The organism is Streptomyces cyaneochromogenes (assembly GCF_003963535.1).
GTDB lineage: Bacteria > Actinomycetota > Actinomycetes > Streptomycetales > Streptomycetaceae > Streptomyces > Streptomyces shaanxiensis.
Genome location: NZ_CP034539.1, coordinates 6,650,803 through 6,664,739, shown reverse-complemented (window position 1 = coordinate 6,664,739; position 13,937 = coordinate 6,650,803). Strand labels below are relative to the sequence as shown.

The 13,937-nt window shown below is 70.8% G+C and carries 14 protein-coding genes; 8 read left to right on the top strand and 6 right to left on the bottom strand.

From position 1 onward, the window contains the following. The first annotated feature begins 79 nt into the window (after positions 1 to 79). The 3 genes from EJ357_RS30485 (at position 80) to EJ357_RS30475 (ending at position 1,593) form a co-directional block, all read left to right on the top strand. A complete protein-coding gene (locus tag EJ357_RS30485; protein WP_126394903.1) occupies positions 80 to 721 on the top strand; it encodes a TetR/AcrR family transcriptional regulator in 642 nt (213 codons plus the stop codon). A gap of 166 nt (positions 722 to 887) precedes the next feature. Next, the gene (locus EJ357_RS30480; protein WP_019754243.1) at positions 888 to 1,115 is read left to right on the top strand and encodes a DUF3107 domain-containing protein; all 228 of its coding nucleotides are present in this window, start codon (positions 888 to 890) and stop codon (positions 1,113 to 1,115) included. 208 nt (positions 1,116 to 1,323) lie between these two features. Then, positions 1,324 to 1,593 carry a hypothetical protein gene (locus EJ357_RS30475; protein ID WP_126394902.1) on the top strand — a complete coding sequence of 90 codons (270 nt, stop codon included), beginning with the start codon at positions 1,324 to 1,326 and terminating at the stop codon, positions 1,591 to 1,593. Between the two features lie 167 nt (positions 1,594 to 1,760). Here EJ357_RS30475 and EJ357_RS30470 read toward each other — a convergent pair whose 3' ends face one another. Further along, the gene (locus tag EJ357_RS30470; RefSeq protein ID WP_284059689.1) at positions 1,761 to 2,516 is read right to left on the bottom strand and encodes a ferritin-like fold-containing protein; all 756 of its coding nucleotides are present in this window, start codon (positions 2,514 to 2,516) and stop codon (positions 1,761 to 1,763) included. Between the two features lie 481 nt (positions 2,517 to 2,997). Between EJ357_RS30470 and EJ357_RS30460 the strand changes: the two genes are divergently transcribed. Continuing rightward, entirely contained in the window at positions 2,998 to 5,523 is a 2,526-nt protein-coding gene (locus tag EJ357_RS30460; RefSeq protein WP_126394899.1) for a DEAD/DEAH box helicase, read from the top strand. Between the two features lie 114 nt (positions 5,524 to 5,637). Further along, complete coding sequence (locus tag EJ357_RS30455) at positions 5,638 to 6,543, top strand: alpha/beta fold hydrolase (protein WP_126394898.1); 906 nt, start codon at positions 5,638 to 5,640, stop codon at positions 6,541 to 6,543. Here the strand turns inward: EJ357_RS30455 and EJ357_RS30450 are convergent. Then, on the bottom strand, positions 6,540 to 7,436 hold the full coding sequence (locus EJ357_RS30450; protein ID WP_175647585.1) for an NYN domain-containing protein: 897 nt from the start codon (positions 7,434 to 7,436) through the stop codon (positions 6,540 to 6,542). The genes EJ357_RS30455 and EJ357_RS30450 overlap by 4 nt on opposite strands. A 219-nt stretch (positions 7,437 to 7,655) precedes the next feature. Between EJ357_RS30450 and EJ357_RS30445 the strand changes: the two genes are divergently transcribed. Next, positions 7,656 to 7,808, top strand: a complete 153-nt coding sequence (locus tag EJ357_RS30445; RefSeq protein ID WP_107049884.1) for a hypothetical protein — start codon at positions 7,656 to 7,658, stop codon at positions 7,806 to 7,808. A 75-nt stretch (positions 7,809 to 7,883) separates the two neighbouring features. On the opposite strand, the gene EJ357_RS30440 is transcribed toward EJ357_RS30445, so the two are convergent. The 3 genes from EJ357_RS30440 to EJ357_RS30430 form a co-directional block, all read right to left on the bottom strand. Then, positions 7,884 to 8,489: a MarC family protein gene (locus EJ357_RS30440; RefSeq protein WP_126394897.1), complete on the bottom strand. Its 606-nt coding sequence runs from the start codon at positions 8,487 to 8,489 to the stop codon at positions 7,884 to 7,886. A gap of 162 nt (positions 8,490 to 8,651) precedes the next feature. Then, the gene (locus EJ357_RS30435; protein WP_126394895.1) at positions 8,652 to 9,509 is read right to left on the bottom strand and encodes a PHP domain-containing protein; all 858 of its coding nucleotides are present in this window, start codon (positions 9,507 to 9,509) and stop codon (positions 8,652 to 8,654) included. Between the two features lie 142 nt (positions 9,510 to 9,651). After that, positions 9,652 to 10,293, bottom strand: a complete 642-nt coding sequence (locus tag EJ357_RS30430; RefSeq protein WP_126394893.1) for a DUF6758 family protein — start codon at positions 10,291 to 10,293, stop codon at positions 9,652 to 9,654. 160 nt (positions 10,294 to 10,453) lie between these two features. Between EJ357_RS30430 and EJ357_RS30425 the strand changes: the two genes are divergently transcribed. Then, complete coding sequence (locus tag EJ357_RS30425; protein WP_126394891.1) at positions 10,454 to 11,680, top strand: MFS transporter; 1,227 nt, start codon at positions 10,454 to 10,456, stop codon at positions 11,678 to 11,680. A 30-nt stretch (positions 11,681 to 11,710) separates the two neighbouring features. Here EJ357_RS30425 and EJ357_RS30420 read toward each other — a convergent pair whose 3' ends face one another. After that, positions 11,711 to 12,295: a suppressor of fused domain protein gene (locus tag EJ357_RS30420; RefSeq protein ID WP_126394889.1), complete on the bottom strand. Its 585-nt coding sequence runs from the start codon at positions 12,293 to 12,295 to the stop codon at positions 11,711 to 11,713. 506 nt (positions 12,296 to 12,801) lie between these two features. Here EJ357_RS30420 and EJ357_RS30415 point away from each other — a divergent pair. Next, positions 12,802 to 13,917, top strand: coding sequence for a magnesium and cobalt transport protein CorA (locus EJ357_RS30415; RefSeq protein WP_126394887.1), 1,116 nt, complete (start codon positions 12,802 to 12,804; stop codon positions 13,915 to 13,917). The last annotated feature ends 20 nt before the right edge of the window (positions 13,918 to 13,937 follow it).

The following is a 13,937-nucleotide window of genomic DNA, read 5'->3' as shown; positions in this document are numbered from 1 at the left end:
GCACCGCGCACACCGGGGTTACCGAAAAGTACGATGGCCGCGCGGCGCACACCGCATGTGGACGACATTGGGAGGCGGCGTGACAGCCATCGAGCAGACAGAGGCGGCACGCCCGCGAGGCACGCGCCTGCCGCGCCGTGCCCGACGGAACCAGCTCCTGGGCGCGGCCCAGGAAGTGTTCGTCGCGCAGGGCTACCACGCTGCCGCGATGGACGACATCGCCGAGCGCGCCGGCGTCAGCAAGCCGGTGCTCTACCAGCACTTCCCGGGCAAGCTCGACCTCTATCTCGCGCTGCTGGACCAGCACTGCGAGTCCCTGATCCAGGCCGTACGGCACGCGCTCGCGTCGACGACCGACAACAAGCAGCGCGTACGGGCCACGATGGACGCGTACTTCGCGTACGTCGAGGACGACGGCGGCGCCTTCCGCCTGGTCTTCGAGTCGGACCTGACGAACGAGCCCGCCGTGCGCGAGCGCGTCGACAAGGTCACGAACGAGTGCGCCGAGGCGATCTGCGAGGTCATCGCCGAGGACACCGGCCTCTCGCGCGCGGAGTCGATGCTGCTCGCCTCCGGCCTCGGCGGCCTCGCCCAGGTCGTGGCCCGCTCCTGGCTGCACAGCGACCGCAGCGTTCCGCGCGATCAGGCCGTACAGCTGCTGACGTCCCTGGCCTGGCGCGGTATCGCGGGCTTCCCGCTGCACGGCATCGAGCACCACTGAGCTCCGGGCATCGCTGACGCACGCGCGTGTGCGGGGCGTTTGTTCCCGTCCGCTGTTCGCTCCTGGCGTTCTTGGGCGGAGGGTGTACGTCCCCTCACCGGGCTAATGTGTGCTGGGTACGGCGCGGAAGGTCGCGCACTTCACTGACCGTCGGAGGGACATAGCCGTGGAGGTCAAGATCGGCGTGCAGCACGCGCCCCGCGAGATCGTTCTGGAGAGCGGTCAGAGTGCCGAGGAGGTCGAGCGGGCCGTGTCCGAGGCGCTGGCCGGAAAGTCTCAGCTGCTGAGCCTCGTGGACGAGCACGGCCGCAAGGTCCTGGTCCCTGCCGACCGTCTCGCATACGTGGAGCTCGGTGAGCCGGCCCCGCGCAAGGTGGGCTTCGGCGCGCTGTAGCAGGCACCGGCAGACAGCCAAGACGGGCGGGGCCCGGCGACTCACGGTCGCCGGGCCCCGCCCGTTTCTCCGCTGTTTCCTCCCCCGACGAGGCTTCTCCACAGATGGAGCACAAGTCGATCACAGAGGAGGATTGCATTCCGCAGGTCAGGGGTATGACGGGCTACGACCGTTTCGAGCAGGCCGGCCATGTGGGAGGGACCCCAACATGCTCTTGGAAGCGCTCAGCTCCGCGATCCTCGGACTGGCCCTGGCCTGGGCTGTCGCGCACCGCATGCCGCACCGTCTGCCCGCGCGTTCCCTCGTCCTGTCGACGGGCGTCGCCGGCGGCCTTTTCGGCGCGTTCATCACGCACACCGCGCTCGACTTCGGCAACCTCTTCGTGATCCTCATCGGCGCGGCAGTCGTCTCCGCCGCCTCGCTCTCCCTGCTGGTACGCCCGGCGGGAAGACTGAGCCGCCACTCGGCGACCGCGTAGACCCCGACAACGACCGGCCGCCGGAACCATGACGGTCACTTTCCAACGCCGGTCGGGCAACTTCAGCCCGTTGGGGGTCCCCCCTCTGGGGGAGTGCGAGGGCGAGGCCCTTTCGGGGCCGAAGCGGGGGTCTGGGGGCCGCAGGCCCCCAGAGCGGGGCGGCAGCGCTACGCCGCGAGCCCCAGCGCAGCCATCCGCTTGGTGTGCGCCTCGGTGATCCGCGAGAACATCTTTCCGACCTCCGCGAGATCGAACCCGTCCGCGACCCCGCCCACGAGCATCGTGGACAGCGCGTCCCGGTCCGCGACCACCCGCTGCGACTGCGACAGCGCCTCGCCCATCAGCCGCCGGGCCCACAGCGCGAGCCGCCCGCCCACCCGCGGATCGGCATCGATCGCGGCCCGCACCTTCTCCACGGCGAACGACGCGTGCCCGGTGTCGTCGAGCACGGCCAGCACCAGACCCCGGCTGTCCGAATCCAGCCGAGCCGCGACCTCCCGGTAGAAGTCACTGGCGATCGAGTCGCCGACGTACGCCTTGACGAGCCCCTCCAGCCAGTCCGAAGGCGCCGTCTGCTTGTGGAACCCGTCCAGCGCGGCGACGAACGGCTCCATGGCCTCGGTCGGCTCGGCCCCGATCTCGGTCAGCCGGTCCCGCAGCTTCTCGTAGTGGTGGAACTCGGCCGACGCCATCTTCGCCAGCTCCGCCTTGTCCGCCAGCGTCGGCGCCAGCTTGGCGTCCTCCGCCAGCCGCTCGAACGCTGCCAGCTCCCCGTAGGCCAGCGCGCCCAGCAGGTCTACGACAGCGGCCCGGTACTGCGGATCGGCGGAGGCCTGCGCCCAGTCCTGGGCGGCGACCCCGGTGTGTTCGACGGTGGAGTCTGCGGTGTCAGAGGCGTCAGGGGTGTTGTCAGGCGTCGTCATGAAGCGCACAATAGCCCGCTCACCGTGTCACGGAAGTCCCTGGTCAATCACTGTGACGCCGACAACGTGACCAATTCGGCCATCGCATGTGCGCGTTTCCGGGGTATGGTGGTAATGCGCCCGCTGAGTACTCTGACGTATTCGACGGGCCGCACGTTATGAGGATGCCCGGTCGGTGGCCCGATCGGCTCCGACCCGACAGCCCTCCCCGGCCGTACGGCACTGTGCGTACGGCGACCGGAGGGACCCCCTCAGCGGTACGAGCGCTAGAGCGTCGGCAGTGGTCCCGTGCCTTACGGCCCGACCGTACGGCAGCCGACGTCCCCGGCACGGTCCGTCCAAGACCCCCGCGCTCGCCTCGCACCGCGCACACAGAAGAGGCAGCACCCTGACTACGACTTTCCGAGAGCTCGGGATCTTTCCCGAGACCGCCGAAGCCCTTGAAGCCGTCGGCATCGTCAACCCCTTCCCCATCCAGGAGATGACCCTCCCCGTCGCCCTCTCCGGCACGGACGTCATCGGCCAGGCCAAGACCGGCACCGGCAAGACGCTGGGCTTCGGCCTCCCGCTCCTGGAGCGCGTCACCGTCCCCGCCGACGTCGAGGCCGGGCGCGCCAAGCCCGAGGACCTCACCGACGCCCCGCAGGCGCTCGTCGTCGTCCCCACGCGCGAGCTGTGCACGCAGGTCACCAACGACCTGCTGACCGCGGGCAAGGTGCGCAACGTGCGCGTCCTCGCCATCTACGGCGGCCGCGCCTACGAGCCCCAGGTCGAGGCCCTCAAGAAGGGCGTCGACGTGATCGTCGGCACCCCGGGCCGACTGCTCGACCTCGCGGGCCAGAAGAAGCTCAATCTCAAGCACGTCAAGGCGCTCGTCCTCGACGAGGCCGACGAGATGCTCGACCTGGGCTTCCTGCCCGACGTCGAGAAAATCATCAACATGCTGCCGGCCCGGCGCCAGACCATGCTGTTCTCGGCGACCATGCCGGGCGCGGTCATCGGCCTCGCGCGCCGCTACATGTCGCAGCCCACCCACATCCGCGCCACCGCGCCGGACGACGAGGGCGTGACGGTCGCGAACATCGCGCAGCACGTCTACCGCGCGCACAACATGGACAAGCCGGAGATGGTCGCGCGCATACTGCAGGCCGACGGCCGGGGACTGGCCATGGTCTTCTGCCGTACGAAGCGCACCGCGGCCGACCTCGCCGACCAGCTCCAGCAGCGCGGCTTCGCCTCCGGCGCGGTCCACGGCGACCTCGGCCAGGGCGCCCGTGAGCAGGCGCTGCGCGCCTTCCGCAACGGCAAGGTGGACGTCCTCGTCTGCACCGACGTCGCCGCGCGCGGCATCGACGTCGAGGGCGTGACGCACGTCATCAACTACCAGTCTCCGGAAGAGGAGAAGACGTACCTGCACCGCATCGGCCGTACGGGCCGCGCGGGCAACACAGGTACGGCGATCACGCTCGTCGACTGGGACGACATCCCGCGCTGGCAGCTCATCAACAAGGCGCTGGAGCTGGACTTCAACGACCCGCCGGAGACGTACTCCACGTCCCCGCACCTCTTCGAGGAACTGAAGATCCCCGCGGGCACCAAGGGTGTTCTGCCCCGCTCGGAGCGCACGCGCGCCGGGCTGGCGGCGGAGGAGCTGGAGGACCTCGGCGAGACCGGTGGTCGCGGTGCGCGCGGTCGCGGTGGCCGGGGCGGCCGGGACGAGTCCCGTTCGTCCTCCTCGGACCGCGAGCGCCCGGCGCGTACGCCGCGTCGTCGCCGTCGTACGCGCGGCGGAGCCGTGCTGGACGGGACGCAGGCGCCTGCCACCGGTTCCGGTGCTGCGGAGGAGACCGCCGAGACCGTGGCGGCCGAGGCCGTCACCGCGCCTCGCACCCCGCGCCGCCGTCGCCGCACCCGTGGCGGGGCGTCGGAGCCGGCCCCGGCCGTGACGGCCACGTCCGAGGACGCCGCGGAGGCAGCCGTCACGACGGCGCAGGGCCCGTCCCTCGACGCCCCCGAGGAGACCGCGGCCAAGCCGCGCCGCCGCAGGACGCGTAAGTCGGCGGAGCCGACGGCGACTTCGGCGGAGGCCGCGGCGACGCTGGAGCCTCAGGCCCCGAAGGCGTCGGAGGCCGTGCAGGCGTCCGAGGTTGCCACGGCCCCGCAGGCCACGGAGTCCGACGAGGCTCCCGCCACCAAGCCGCGCCGCCGCACGCGCAAGGCGACGACCGCGGCGACGACCACGGCGGAGGCCGCGGTCGCCACGGCCGAGGGCACCACGGAGGCGGTACAGCCGGCTCCGGAGACCGCGGAGGCACCGGAGTCCAAGCCGCGCCGCCGTACCCGCAAGGCGACCGCCGCCGCGGAGACCGCCGTCGACACGGCCGAGGCCGCCGAGGCCAAGCCCAAGGCACGCCGCACCCGCAAGACCGCGGCGCCCGTCGAAGCCGCCGACATCCCGGCCCAGACGGCCCAGGAGCCGGAGGCCGCCGAGGCCAAGCCGAAGGCACGCCGCACGCGCAAGGCGACCGCCGCCGCGGAGGCCGCCGTGGACACGGCCGAGGCCGTGGAGACTGCGCCCAAGGCGCGCCGTACCCGCAAGGCCGCGGCCACCGCCGAAGCCGCCGTGGACACGGCCGAGGGCACGGAGGCGAAGCCGCGCCGTACCCGCAAGGCCGTCGCGACCGCCCAGGAGCCGGAGGCAGCCGAGGCCAAGCCCCGGCGCACCCGCAAGACGACGGCCGTCGCGGAGGCCGCCGTGGACACGGCCGAGGCCGCCGAGGCCAAGCCCAAGGCACGCCGCACCCGCAAGACCGCGGCCACCGCCGAAGCGGCCGGCATCCCGGCCCAGGCCACCCAGGAGCCGACGGCCACGGAGGCTCCCGCCCCGCGCCGCCGTACCCGCAAGGTGGCGGCGACCGTGGAGGCCGCCGACGGCACGGCCGAGGTGAAGCCCAAGGTGCGCCGTGCCCGCAAGGCGACGGCCGCCACGGAGCCCGCGGAGAGCTGATCTCCCGTACGACGGCCCGGTCCCCCCTCGCGTGGGGACCGGGCCGTTCGGCGTTCCCGGCCCGGCAGCGGCCCACCACGCGCCCGCCCGCGCCCCACCCGCTACCCTCCCCCCGTGACCACCCAACCCGCCTCCACGCCGCCCCCGAACGCCCGCGCCTACCCCCTGCAGACCTCTCGCGGCACCTTCGCCGTGGTGGACCACCCCGCTGCCCCAGGCGTCGAACCCCGAGGCGTCGCCCTGCTGCTCCCCGGATTCACGGGCAGCAAGGAGGACTTCACGCTGATGCACGAGCCGCTGGCGCAGCGCGGCTACCGCACCGTCGCCGTCGACGGACGCGGGCAGCACGAGTCGGACGGACCCGAGGACGACGAATCCGCCTACACACGGAGCGAGTTGGCCCAGGACGTCCTCGCCCAGGCGGCAGCGCTCGGCATGGACGACACCCCCCTCCACCTCCTCGGCCACTCCCTGGGCGGCCAGATCGCCCGCGCGGCCGTTCTCCTCGACCACGCGCCGTTCCGCTCCCTCACCCTCATGGCATCGGGCCCCGCCCAGATCTCCGACTCCCAGCAGCAGCGCGTGAAGCTGCTGCGGGACGCGCTCGCGGTGATGACCATGGCCGAGACCTGGGAGGCGATCCTCGCCATGGGGCCGCCTGAGGAGGTCGGCGGCCCGGCGCGCGGCATCGGCGGCCCGGAGCTGCTGCGCAGGCGCTGGCTCGGCACGAAGCCCGCGCAACTCATCGCCACGGGACGCCAGTTGTGCACGGAGCCGGACCGGGTCGACGAACTCGCCGCCCTCCCGCTCCCGTTCCACGTCCTGTCGGGTGCCAGCGACGACACCTGGCCGGTGCCGGTCCTCGACGACATGGCCGCCCGGCTGAAGGCGCGCCGGACGGTCATCCCCGGCGCCGAGCACTCCCCCAACGCCGACCAGCCCCTGCGCACGTCCCAGGCCGTCGCCGACTTCTGGCGCAGCGTGGACGGCGCCGAGGGCTCACCCCCGGCGATCGTCTAGTACTGCGCCTGCAGGTGCTCCCAGAACCCGTCCCGCAACGCCCGCCGCAGATCGGCCTGCCCGCGCAGCGAGTACTGCAGCAGTCCCTCCGCCTCCACCAGCAGGTCCTGGTCCACCGAGCCGGGCAGGTACGGGTGTCCGGGCAGCAGCTCGACCAGCGACTCCCGTCCCCGCGCCGCGAGCCACTTCGCCGCGATCTGCGCGCCGACGAACCGCACGTCCTCCCGCGTCGGCCGAGCCCCGGCCGCCGCCTCGTACGCGGCGGCGGTGCGCCGGGAGACGTACGGCTTGAAGAAGTCGAGGTCGAGCGTGCGCTGGCTGTCGACCTCCCAGAGCAGGGGCTCGGCCTGGTTGCGGCCCTCCGGCGCCTCAATGCCCCACAGGTGCACCCGCGCGCCGTACCCCTGCGCGGCCTCGACCGCCGAGACCAGGTCCTCATCCCCGCCGAGCAGTGCCGCGTCGCTGATGGCGCGGTGCCTGGCCAGTGACTCCAGGTCGGTCCGGATCAGCGAGTCGACGCCCTTCTGCTGGTTGTTGGCGTTGAGGTTGCCCAGCCGCACCTTCACATCCGGAAGCTCGGCGATCGACTGCTGCTCGGCGGTGTGGATACGGCGCCGCGCACCGTCGTACCAGTAGACCCGCAGCAGCCTGCTGTCCGCGAAGATCGTGCGCGCCCGGTCGATGAGCGCCTCGATCAGTCCCTCGGCGTCCAGATCGAAGGCCCGGCGGTCCTCCGTCCCGGCGACCAGCCGTCCCGCGGCGGCGTACAGATAGCCCGCGTCGACGAAGATCGCGTGGGTCGAGGGCGTCTTCGCCACCTCGGCGAGCATGCGTTGCAGCAGCTCGTTGGTGTGGTCGATGCGGGCGGCGAGCGCCGCGAGGTCGTCGTTCATCACCTCCATTGTCCCGGCGGTCACGCTGCGAACACAACCGGTCCCGGTCAGTCCCACCTTGATCCCCGAGCAACCACTTACCGGTCAGTAGTTAGCCGTTCGAAAAATTTCCTTAGCGTAGGGAATGTTTGTAACACGCAGCCCGTTGACTACCTGTGTAACCCAGTAGTTCTCCCCAGCAGTGCTCATCGGGAGGATGACCAGACGAAGGGAGAAGCCATGCGCTTCGAGATCATGCGACTCGACGAGGTCGACGGCACACCCGTGGACAGCACCGTCGTGGACGCCGCCTCCGTCAACCGGATCGTTCAGCAGGCCGCCTCGATCGGTCAGCGGCTGTGGATCCGCCCGGCTGAGGCCTCGGCCTCGTAACACGCGGATCCGCGAAGAAGCTTCAGGGCCCCGTACAGCGACGACGCCGTACGGGGCCCTTGCAGCATCCGGGGCTCAGCTCCCCTGAATGACCTGCGTGACGCCGTTGATGATCTGCTGCACGGCGATCGCCGACAGCATCATGCCCGCGAGCCGCGTCACCAGGACCACGCCGCCGTCCTTGATGACCCGGATGATCAGCAGCGAGTACCGCATCACGAGCCACAGCACGACATGGATGGCGAGGATGGCCGACCACACCGACACCTGCGTGGCCACACTCTCGGCCTTCTCCACGGCGAGGATGACGGACACGATGGCACCCGGCCCGGCCAGCAGCGGCATGCCCAGCGGTACGAGGGCGACGTTCACGTCCTTGGTCTGCTTCGGCTCGTCCGTCTTGCCGGTGAGCAGGTCGAGCGCGATCAGCAGAAGCAGCAGCCCGCCCGCGATCATCAGCGCGGGGACGGAAACATGCAGGTAGTCGAGGATCTGGTGGCCGAGAAGCCCGAAGACCGTGATCACACCGCCCGCCACACAGACGGCCTGGAAGGCCATCCGCTTCTGCACCTTGACCGGCCGGCCGGAGGTGAGCGCGAGGAAGATCGGCGTGATCCCGGGGGGATCCATGATGACGAAGAGGGTCAGGAAGAGGGAGCCGAAGACGGCGAGATCGAACATGGGGAAGCAAGCCTTGCGATGTGGAGTGGAACGCGCGGTGGCAGGCGGGCAACGCTGCGCCGTACCGTGCCGCTACCGCTGTGGGCAGACGTTCCGCGGGGCGGAACGGGTGGGCACAGCCGACAGCGCCGGGTGCCTGTGAAGACGTGAGGGTGAGAGAGCTCAGACCCCGCCGGCCCCCGGGACGGGAAACGCCCCCGTGGCCCGCCGCGTGATCTCCCCGTACACCTCGGGATCCGTCGCGTACTCGCCGAGCACGCACGTCTTGCGGCTGCCGTGGTAGTCGCTGGACCCGGTGACCAGCAGCCCGAGCTCCTTCGCGAGCCCGCGCAGCCGCGCACGCGTGTCGGGGTCGTGGTCCATGTGGTCGACCTCGATGCCGTCGAGCCCGGCGGAGGCCAGCTCCGCGATCGCGGACTCCGGCACCGTACGACCCCGCTTGCTCGCGGCCGGATGCGCGAAGACGGTGACCCCTCCCGCGGCCTTGACCAGTCGGATCGCCTCGAAGGGGTCGGTCTCGTGCTTGGCCACGTAGGCCCGGCCGCCGTCGGCCAGCCAGTCCTCGGTGAAGGCGTCGCCCACGCTCGGTACGACACCCAGCTCGACCAGCGCGGAGGCGACATGCGGCCGCCCGACCGAGCCGTCACCGGCGATCCGCAGCACCTGCTCCCAGGTGACCGGCACGCCCAGCTCGTTGAGCTTGGCGATCATGCCCTGGGCCCGCGGCACCCGGTCGTCCCGTACCAGCTCCCGCTCGGCGAGCAGCGCGGGCTCCTCCGGGTCGAAGAGGTAGGCCAGCATGTGCATGCTGATGCCGTCGATACGACAGGACAGCTCGGCGCCGGTGACGAGGGTGAGCCCCTCGGGCAGCGCCGCGATCGCCTCGGCGTGCCCACGGGTCGTGTCGTGGTCGGTGAGCGCCACCACGTCCAGCCCGGCCGCCGCCGCGTTGCACACCAGCTCGGCCGGGGTGTCCGTGCCGTCGGACGCGGTGGAGTGGGTGTGCAGGTCGATACGCACGACGCGGACTCCAGTCGGGGACGGTACGGGTGGGGACGCTCAAGGATAGCCGGATTTTCAACGTCCATGTCACACCCCAAACGGCAGTGCACCCCCTACACGGGAGCGCTCGCCGCCCCCCTGGGTCCAGCAGGCGCGACCTCTAGGGTTCCAGCAGGCGCGGCGAAAGCGCCCCGCAGGGCACCAGATCCAGCTCGGCCCCCGCATCCCGCAGATCCGTCAGCACCAACTCGTCGTACATCAACAGCCCCGACTGCTCGGGCCACACGACCGCCCAGAACCACATCCCGAGCGCCTCACCCGCGAACACGGCACGATCGCCGGGCGCACCCGACACGTGCCACAGCGGCGTCGGACGCCCGGCGGCCAGGACCTTCGCCTGCGGCGGCTTCTCGACGTTCATGTACGGCCCCGGATCCGGTCCGTCGATGCCCGCGTAACGCGCACCGAGGCCGACGCCGAGCTCCTCGGCGACCAGGATCATCTCGCCCATGCCGCCGAGCGGGCCGGGCCCGGAGCAGGCCACGGCGGTCGCGCGGCCACCGCTGCGGTCGTCGCCCGCACTGGCGACACCGGTGAACAGCCAGCCGATCGGCAGCGGCCACGGCATCCACACCGGCACCTGCGTGCGATGCACGACCACGCCGAGGGCCTCGACGCTGGGCGGGATCACGGGCTGCACCGGATGCACGGTGCCGTGCACATCGCATTGCCAGGTGTCGGCGAAGAGTCCGGGAGCCCTGACCCGGCCACCACACTTCGGGCAACTGGGTTCGCCCCTCATAGGGCCCCACGGTCCTACCCCTCGTGCGCCACGTCAAGGACGATCACCCGTCCGGGCGGAACCCTTCACCACTCCCCATATAGATGTAGCTTGCATTAATTAGCCTAGCTAACATACTATGTGTAACCGGCAACCACTACCTTCGAGATCGGAGTACGGCATGGACCCCCTGGACGCTGGAGCGGGCGGCATCCTGCGGCAGCCGAAGGCCGTGTGGGCGACCGCCGGCGCGTCCGTCGTCGCCTTCATGGGCATCGGACTCGTCGACCCGATCCTGCCGTCCATCGCGAGCGGCCTGAACGCCACGGCCGGCCAGGTCTCCCTCCTCTTCACCTCGTACTTCCTGATCACCGCCGTGGCGATGCTGGTCACCGGCTTCGTCTCCAGCCGGATCGGCGGCCGCCGGACCCTGCTGCTCGGCCTCGCCTTCGTGGTCGTCTTCGCCGGGCTCGCGGGAACGTCCGGATCGGTCGGTGAACTGGTCGGGTTCCGGGCGGGCTGGGGGCTCGGCAACGCGCTCTTCGTGTCCACGGCCCTCGCGGTCATCGTCGGCGCGGCGGCGGGCGGGAGCGCCGCGGCGATCGTGCTCTACGAGTCCGCCCTCGGCCTCGGCATGGCGTGCGGGCCGCTGTTGGGCGCGCTGCTCGGGGACGCCAGCTGGCGCTACCCGTTCTTCGGTACGGCCTTCCTGATGGCCGTCGGCTTCCTGTGCATCGCGGTGTTCCTGAGGGAACAGCCCAGGCCGGCCCGCAAGACCTCGCTGCTGGACCCGATCAGGGCGCTCGGCCACGGCGGCCTCGCGTCCACGGCGGTCTCGGCGTTCTTCTACAACTACACGTTCTTCACCGTGCTGGCCTTCACGCCGTTCGTGCTGGACATGAGCCCGTACCGGTCGGGCGCGGTGTTCTTCGCCTGGGGCGTGCTGCTCGCCGTGTTCTCGGTGATCGTGGCGCCGCGCCTGCAGAAGCGGTTCGGTTCGCTGACGGTGCTCGGCGGCTCCCTGGTGCTGCTTGCCGCGGACGTACTGGTCCTCGGCTACGGCGACCACACCACCGCCGTCGTCTGCACGATCCTGTCCGGCGCGTCCATCGGCGTGAACAACACCGTCTACACCGAACTGGCCCTCGGCGTCTCGGACGCGCCGCGCCCCGTGGCGAGCGCGGGCTACAACTTCGTGCGCTGGTTCGCGGCGGCGGCCGCGCCCTTCTTCGCGCCGAGGATAGAGGAGTGGACCGGCAGTCCGCGCATCCCGTTCGTGGTGGCGGCGGTCACGGCGGTGGCGGGTGCGCTCGTGGTCGTCGTACGGCGCAAGGCGCTCAGCGACGAGGCCGAGGAGCTGGAGACGCGGCACACGACCGAGGACAGCGTCACGGTGTTCGCCAACTGACGCTTTTCAGCCACCGGTTGGTGAGGTTCCTCACTCCAGCGGGACGGACGCGCGGGCGGGATCCCTCAGGTCCGTCCCGTTCGTCAGCCAGCGCTCCTGGAGGGCCTGGGCGCCGTGCACGCGCTTCCAGGCGGCCTCGTTCGGGGTCATGGGGAGCAGCGGCAGGAAGTGCACGGGGTCGAGAGGCTCGTCGAGTTCCAGGTCCTCGACCAGACCGCCCGGCTCGGCGACCAGGACCGAGGTGAACGGGGCGCCGGGCCACAGCGGCTCGCCCACGTCCAGGGACGCGCCCGGGGCCACGATCACGCCTTCGACCTGCGGGGACGCGGCGAGTACGGCGAGCGGGCGGAGCACCTTGTCGGTGTCGGCCAGGCCCGAGCGGACCGTGAGGACCAGCTCCGCGCGGGCGCCCTTGACCGGGTCGGCGACCATCGCGGTGGGGTCGTTCATGGGCTGCGCGGACATGCCGAGCGTGGCGTAGCGGACGACGTCGCCCTCCTGGAAACGGAGCACCTCGATGCGGTCCGTACCGAGGAAGGTGACCGCCGCGCGAGCGTCCGGTTCGCCCAGCGCGGTGCGCAACCGGGCCTCGACCAGAGGAAGAACATCAGCCATGGGCCGAGCATAGAACTCGTCAGTACCGGGCAAAGCAGCGCCTTGACACTTCAGTCGGCTGATACTCTTGCCCGGTGTTCGGGCAGCACGCAGAAGCGTCGCGATCGAGTCCCGACGCCGAGATCGACTCCCCTACGGGGAACCCCGAACGGGGTATGAAACGTCCCTCACGAGGGACCGGCCGGAGGAGGTGGGGCTGTCATGGATCGAAGTCGACCTGGTAGTACCACTCGCTCTTCCCGCCGCTGATGTAGCTGATTCGGCTGTTCCGGCTCTGGCTGACCGCCGCCTTTCACGCTCGCGTCCTCACACGGAAGAGCACTTCGTTTCGCATTGCCTGATCGGTCTGATCTGAACCAGCAACGAAGCCCATCACCGCGACGGTGCGGTGCTCCCCGCTTTGTGGACGTGCCAAACATCCTGAGGTCAGGACGTCCCCATTCCGGGCAGTTCCACCCGTGCTGCGGCCCTCCACGCTTCGTTGCCCGTTGCGAAGGAGCCTGCTCATGTCGATGATCCGCGACCTGCGTGCCGTGGTCCGCCCGTCCCGCGTCTCGCTGCGCAAGGACAACGGCACCTACGACACCACCCGCGACCCCGCGACGCCCTCGGCCGTCGTCGACTGCGCCGTCTACCGGCACGGCGCCCGCGTCGAGACCCCCAAGCCCCTCACCCCGCACGAGGCGATGCGCCAGGTGCGCCGGGACGGCGGCTTCGTCTGGATCGGCCTGCACGAGCCGACCGAGGCCGAATTCGCCGGCATCGCAAGCGAGTTCGGGCTGCACCCGCTGGCCGTGGAAGATGCGGTCCAGGCACACCAGCGGCCCAAGCTGGAGCGCTACGACGACTCCCTCTTCACCGTCTTCAAGACCGTCCACTACGTCGACCACGACGAGCTCACCGCCAGCAGCGAGGTCGTCGAGACCGGCGAGGTCATGTGCTTCACCGGGCGGGACTTCTTCATCACCGTCCGGCACGGCGGCCAGGGCTCGCTGCGGGCGCTGCGGCACCGGCTGCAGGACGACCCCGAACTGCTCGCCAAGGGCCCCTCGGCGGTGCTGCACGCGATCGCCGACCACGTCGTCGACGGGTACATCGCCGTCGCCGACGCGCTGCAGGACGACATCGACGAGGTGGAGACCGAGGTCTTCTCGCCGGGACGGAAGGGCTCGCCGCGCGGCACGGACGCCGGCCGGATCTACCAACTCAAGCGCGAGGTGCTGGAGTTCAAGCGGGCGGTGTCGCCGCTGCTGCGTCCCATGCAGCTGCTCAGCGAGCGGCCGATGCGGCTGATCGACCCCGACATCCAGAAGTACTTCCGGGACGTCGCCGACCACCTCGCCCGCGTCCAGGAGCAGGTCATCGGGTTCGACGAGCTGCTCAACTCGATCCTCCAGGCCAACCTCGCGCAGGCGTCCGTCGCGCAGAACGAGGACATGCGCAAGATCACGTCCTGGGCCGCGATCATCGCCGTACCGACGATGGTGTGCGGGGTGTACGGCATGAACTTCGACTACATGCCGGAGACGCACTGGAAGTTCGGCTACCCGGTGATCATGGCCATCACGGGCGTCATCTGCCTGGGCATCCACCGCACCCTGAAGCGCAACGGCTGGCTGTGACGGTGCCTGGATAGGCTGGG

Bases quoted from the DNA above. Each gene is read 5' to 3' on its own strand.
- EJ357_RS30475 (WP_126394902.1), top strand. From the start codon at position 1,324: ATGCTCTTGGAAGCGCTCAGCTCCGCGATCCTCGGACTGGCCCTGGCC.
- EJ357_RS30470 (WP_284059689.1), bottom strand. From the start codon at position 2,516: ATGACGACGCCTGACAACACCCCTGACGCCTCTGACACCGCAGACTCC.
- EJ357_RS30460 (WP_126394899.1), top strand. From the start codon at position 2,998: ATGACCCTCCCCGTCGCCCTCTCCGGCACGGACGTCATCGGCCAGGCC.
- EJ357_RS30450 (WP_175647585.1), bottom strand. From the start codon at position 7,436: ATGAACGACGACCTCGCGGCGCTCGCCGCCCGCATCGACCACACCAAC.
- EJ357_RS30445 (WP_107049884.1), top strand. From the start codon at position 7,656: ATGCGCTTCGAGATCATGCGACTCGACGAGGTCGACGGCACACCCGTG.
- EJ357_RS30440 (WP_126394897.1), bottom strand. From the start codon at position 8,489: ATGTTCGATCTCGCCGTCTTCGGCTCCCTCTTCCTGACCCTCTTCGTC.
- EJ357_RS30430 (WP_126394893.1), bottom strand. From the start codon at position 10,293: ATGAGGGGCGAACCCAGTTGCCCGAAGTGTGGTGGCCGGGTCAGGGCT.
- EJ357_RS30425 (WP_126394891.1), top strand. From the start codon at position 10,454: ATGGACCCCCTGGACGCTGGAGCGGGCGGCATCCTGCGGCAGCCGAAG.
- EJ357_RS30420 (WP_126394889.1), bottom strand. From the start codon at position 12,295: ATGGCTGATGTTCTTCCTCTGGTCGAGGCCCGGTTGCGCACCGCGCTG.
- EJ357_RS30415 (WP_126394887.1), top strand. From the start codon at position 12,802: ATGTCGATGATCCGCGACCTGCGTGCCGTGGTCCGCCCGTCCCGCGTC.